Below are 4689 nucleotides of genomic sequence, written 5' to 3' on the forward strand. Positions count from 1 at the left end.
GTGCTTACCCCTAATATACCTTTCTGTACATTGCCGTATTCCAAAATATCGTCCACTACCTTTTTGGCGATGTTACTGGGTACCGCGAAAGAATATCCGACGTACGAACCGGTCTGCGAGGTGATGGCCGTATTGATGCCTACCAGATCGCCATTGGTATTTACAAGCGCGCCGCCACTATTTCCTGGGTTAACGGCAGCATCGGTCTGTATGAACGATTGGTTGCGGCCCATATGCAGGTCCCTTGCCTTGGCACTCACGATTCCCGCGGTCACCGTAGAGGTCAGGTTAAACGGATTGCCGACCGCCAATACCCACTCGCCAATCTTGATGTTATCGGAATCCCCAAAAGCGAGGTACGGCAAATCTCGGTCCGCATCGATTTTGATCAGCGCGATATCGGAATTCGGATCGGTGCCGATCAGTTCGGCGTCATAGGTTTTATTGTTGTTCAAGGTAACCTGTAATTGCGAAGCATTGTCGATGACGTGATTGTTCGTTACGATATAACCGTCTTGCGAGATGATGACCCCCGAGCCGGTACCTACCTGTGCCCGTTCTTGACCACCTCCCTGACCGTAGATGAACTCCATTATTGAGGGCTGTGCTCTGCTGATCGTTACATTTTGAACATGCACCACGGCATTGACCGTACTTTCGGCCGCCACCGTAAAATCGACATCGTTGATGCCCGAACCTTTCGGCGAGGTCGGAGTAAAACTGGTGTCAAATGTCGATGCGCCATTAGTGTCGGTAACCACGGTATATTTGGTGTTCTCAAAGAAATATTTGTAGGCCCCTAAGGTAATCGCTCCCGCGAAAATGGCGACCAAAAGTGTACTTGCAATCCTTTTCATGTTTTTGTTTATTTAGTAATGTTAAAATTAACGTTTTCAAAGAGTATCTTATTATTTTTTTCTGTGCTTTAACGGCGTTTTAACTGCCAAGAAATTCTTAAACATTTTTTTTCAAAAATCCCTTAACCCATCAAAATGCTGATTTTGGCCTTACGGTTTTCAGGGATGGTTTTATTTCCTAATTGTATTTTGCCCATTAGGGTAAGAAAAAAAAAAATATTCAAAATCCCCGAATTTCTAAATGGCATTCGTATACATTATATTTGTCCCTTTCCCTGAACTATGACTATCCCTTTCTTCAAATATCAAGGTACCGGCAACGATTTTATTATGATCGATAATCGGCATGCTCTCTTTTTCAAAAATAATGCCAAGTTGATAGCATCGCTTTGCGACCGCAGGTTCGGCATCGGAGGCGACGGACTCATCCTTTTAGAAAATGACGGGATGTCAGATTTTAAAATGGTCTACTACAATGCCGACGGAAATGAAGGTAGTATGTGCGGTAACGGGGGACGATGTACGGTGGCCTTTGCAAAGTATCTGGATATTATTACGGATACGGCGACTTTCAATGCGGTGGATGGCCCACACAAAGCTATAATAGATGATAAGCGGGTAAGCCTTCAAATGCGAGATGTATCTGAAATTCGGGCAAAGCCGGCCTACCTTTTCTTGGATACCGGATCGCCCCATCATGTTCAGCTTGTAAAGAACCTTAAAGATTTTGAGGTATATAAGGAAGGAAAAAAAATTCGGTATGGATTATATGGGAAATCCGGTAGCAATATCAATTTCGTAGAGCAGCTCGACGAAACTACCTTTGCGGTCCGGACCTATGAGCGTGGGGTAGAAGATGAAACGCTCTCTTGCGGTACAGGGGTGACCGCAGTGGCCTTGGCGATGCACCATACCGGAAAGACAGCGGTAAACCAGGTAACCGTAAAGACCCAAGGCGGAGATTTGATCGTGGAATTCGAAAAGGATGCCGGTAGTTATACGAACATGTATCTGATCGGCCCTGCGGAACAGGTTTTCAAAGGCGAGATCGAATGTTGAGGCTGAAAGGAGAACATATCCGACTCCGGGCTTTAGAGCCTGATGACCTTGATTTTCTGTATGAACTTGAAAATAATGAGACCCTATGGGAAATAAGCGGTACGACCACTCCCTATTCCCGACACATCTTGAAGAAGTATCTTGACAATGCCCATCGTGATATTTACGACGTCAAACAACTGCGATTGTGTATCTGTGATAAAAACGACAGGGGTATCGGACTTATCGATTTGTTCGATTTTGACCCCAAGAACCATAGGGCCGGCGTGGGGATTGTCGTTTTAGAGGATAAGAACAGGAATAGGGGAGTAGGTGAGGAAGCCATCCGCCTGTTGACGGACTATGCGTTTTCTACATTGGCCATGAGACAGTTATATGCCAATGTAGTGGTAGGGAATACTACGAGTATCCATCTTTTTAAAAAGCTGGGCTTTCAGGAGGTAGGCATTAAAAAGGACTGGATTTTTTCCAACGGTATATATAAGGATGAAATTTTATTCCAAAAATTGAAGACTTAAAGTACTGAGTATTCGGTACAAAGACAAAGAAATTACGAGGTACCAAATACAAGGTAAGTAGGTCACTTTTCAAACCAGCAATCTGTCAAACTACAAACTATAAATCACGAACCCAACAACGATCTCCCCATGTATATCAAAAAGATTTTGCTTTTCATTCTTCTCGCCGGCCTTGTAGCGGGAGGCATATTTGCCTATATGGTTTATGATGCCATTTTTGCTCCCAACACGAATTTCAGCAATGATCAGGCCTATGTATTTATTCCTTCGGATGCTAATTTTGAGGATGTAAAACAACAATTAGACCCACTTTTGGAGGACATGGATTCTTTTCGCAAAGTGGCGGATAGAAAAGGATATATCTCCAATATTAAAGCGGGAAAGTACGCGATCAAAAAGGGAATGAATAACAATGAGATCATCAATTCCCTCCGCAGTAATAATATTCCCGTAAAAGTGGCCTTCAACAACCAGGAAACCTTAGCGGACCTCACCGGACGGATAGCGCTTCAACTGGAACCCGATAGTCTCATCCTAATGAACAAATTGAACGATCCCGACTTCCTGAAAGCCAACGGATTTAACGATGACACGAAACTGACGATGTATGTTCCGAATAGCTATGAATTTTTCTGGAATACTTCGGCCGAGGATTTTCGAGACCGCATGCTTAAGGAATACAAGCGTTTTTGGAACGAAAAGCGTTTAGAAAAAGCAAAGGCCCTGAACCTGACACCATCTGAAGTAGTCTCTCTGGCCGCCATCGTTCACAAAGAGACCGCCAAAATCGATGAACGTCCTAGGGTCGCGGGGCTGTATCTTAATCGTATTCGTTCAGGAATGAAACTGCAAGCAGATCCAACCGTTATTTACGCCATAAAAAAACATACGGGAAATTTCGATACGATTATTAAGAGAGTGTTGTACAAAGACTTGGAACTGGACTCTCCCTATAATACCTATAAAAATGCCGGTGTACCTCCTGGACCAATTACTATGCCCGATATCACAGCCGTTGACGCGGTTTTAAATGCTGAAAAGAACGAATATTACTACATGGTTGCCGATGTCAAGAATTTCGGATATCACATGTTTGCGAAAACGGCGGCGCAGCATAACCGAAATAAGGTACAGTATATCCGATGGTTGAATGAACAAAAAATCAAAAGATAGGCAACTCGTCCGTATTTGAGAGCGGGTCATCTAAAACCCGGTCTTTTTTAACAAAGCATTTTTAAAATAAGACAAAAACGACTTTATCTTTGTCCCTGTAATCTAAGCGAACCTTTAATATCGTAAGTCTTAGGAAAAACAAATTATGAGAAAGTGGATTCGATTTTCGATTCCCCTGATCATTACCAGTATTTTATTGAGTTTCGCGTTCAAACCTAAAGAAGAGGTTAAAGTGCCCGAAACCCTTAAAGTCAACAAACCTACTGAGGTCTTGTTCCCCAAAAACAAGATTTTGAATGCAAAGATGTTAATGGCTCCGCCTTTTTTAGGCAGCTCGTACATCGGTTTTAAAGAGGCTTTGGCCTTTAAAGAGTCCCAAGGCAATTATTTTACGATCAACACCTTGGGCTATCTGGGTAAATACCAGTTCGGTATCGGTACCCTTCAGCTTATGGGTGTCTACAATGCCACCCGTTTCTTGAACGACCCGGTATTGCAAGAACAGGCTTTTCACACGAACATAGCCCGTAACAAATGGATTCTTAGAAAGGATATTGAACGGTTCGTAGGTAAAATAATCGGGGGCATCGAGATTACGGAATCCGGAATGCTCGCTGCGGCTCATTTGGCCGGTGCCGGTAACGTAAAAAGATACCTGCGATCATGGGGTGCCTTCGACGTGTCGGACAGTTACGGCACTAGCATCGCCAAATACATGAAAAAGTTCTCTGGTTATGATATATCGCATATAATTATGAAACGTAATCCGAAGGTTTAAATTGAAATAATCAAGATTCCCTGACTTCTACTTTAGATTAGAAATTGGACTTGACAACAAAGTAGCTGTAAAAATTTACAGTACATATGAAGATGGGTAAACCCCGACGTTCGCGTTGGGGTTTACTTTTTGATTCGGACCATTACCCCTGAATGACAAAAATAGCAGGGCGTTTGTGAAGTTCGACCTTGGCCATTTTCCAATCGGCCGCAGATTTGGTGGCAATGTATTCGGTAGGAAGTGTAATATCGCAAGCCACACATAATCGGGTGTTCGGATGCAGCACTTTGATGAGTTCCGCCAA

General features: G+C 43.4%; 5 protein-coding genes. 4 read left to right on the forward strand and 1 reads right to left on the reverse strand.

What is annotated here, in order from left to right; all coding sequences use genetic code 11:
* A partial coding sequence (locus tag ACEW8S_RS08845) for a trypsin-like peptidase domain-containing protein (protein WP_373517794.1) occupies nt 1–857 on the reverse strand: 857 nt, incomplete at its 3' end.
* Between the two features lie 282 nt (nt 858–1139).
* Here ACEW8S_RS08845 and dapF point away from each other — a divergent pair.
* The 4 genes from dapF (at nt 1140) to ACEW8S_RS08865 (ending at nt 4385) form a co-directional block, all read left to right on the forward strand.
* Nucleotides 1140–1916 (forward strand): diaminopimelate epimerase, encoded by a 777-nt coding sequence (gene dapF, locus ACEW8S_RS08850; RefSeq protein WP_373517795.1) that lies wholly within the window; start codon nt 1140–1142, stop codon nt 1914–1916.
* On the forward strand, nt 1910–2434 hold the full coding sequence (locus tag ACEW8S_RS08855) for a GNAT family N-acetyltransferase (RefSeq protein WP_373517796.1): 525 nt from the start codon (nt 1910–1912) through the stop codon (nt 2432–2434). Before dapF ends, ACEW8S_RS08855 begins: the two co-directional genes overlap by 7 nt.
* A gap of 129 nt (nt 2435–2563) precedes the next feature.
* The gene (gene mltG / locus ACEW8S_RS08860) at nt 2564–3607 is read left to right on the forward strand and encodes an endolytic transglycosylase MltG (protein WP_373517797.1); all 1044 of its coding nucleotides are present in this window, start codon (nt 2564–2566) and stop codon (nt 3605–3607) included.
* A 145-nt stretch (nt 3608–3752) separates the two neighbouring features.
* A complete protein-coding gene (locus ACEW8S_RS08865; protein ID WP_373517798.1) occupies nt 3753–4385 on the forward strand; it encodes a hypothetical protein in 633 nt (210 codons plus the stop codon).
* The last annotated feature ends 304 nt before the right edge of the window (nt 4386–4689 follow it).

The organism is Pricia sp. (assembly GCF_041745955.1).
In the GTDB taxonomy this organism is placed as follows: Bacteria; Bacteroidota; Bacteroidia; order Flavobacteriales; family Flavobacteriaceae; genus Pricia.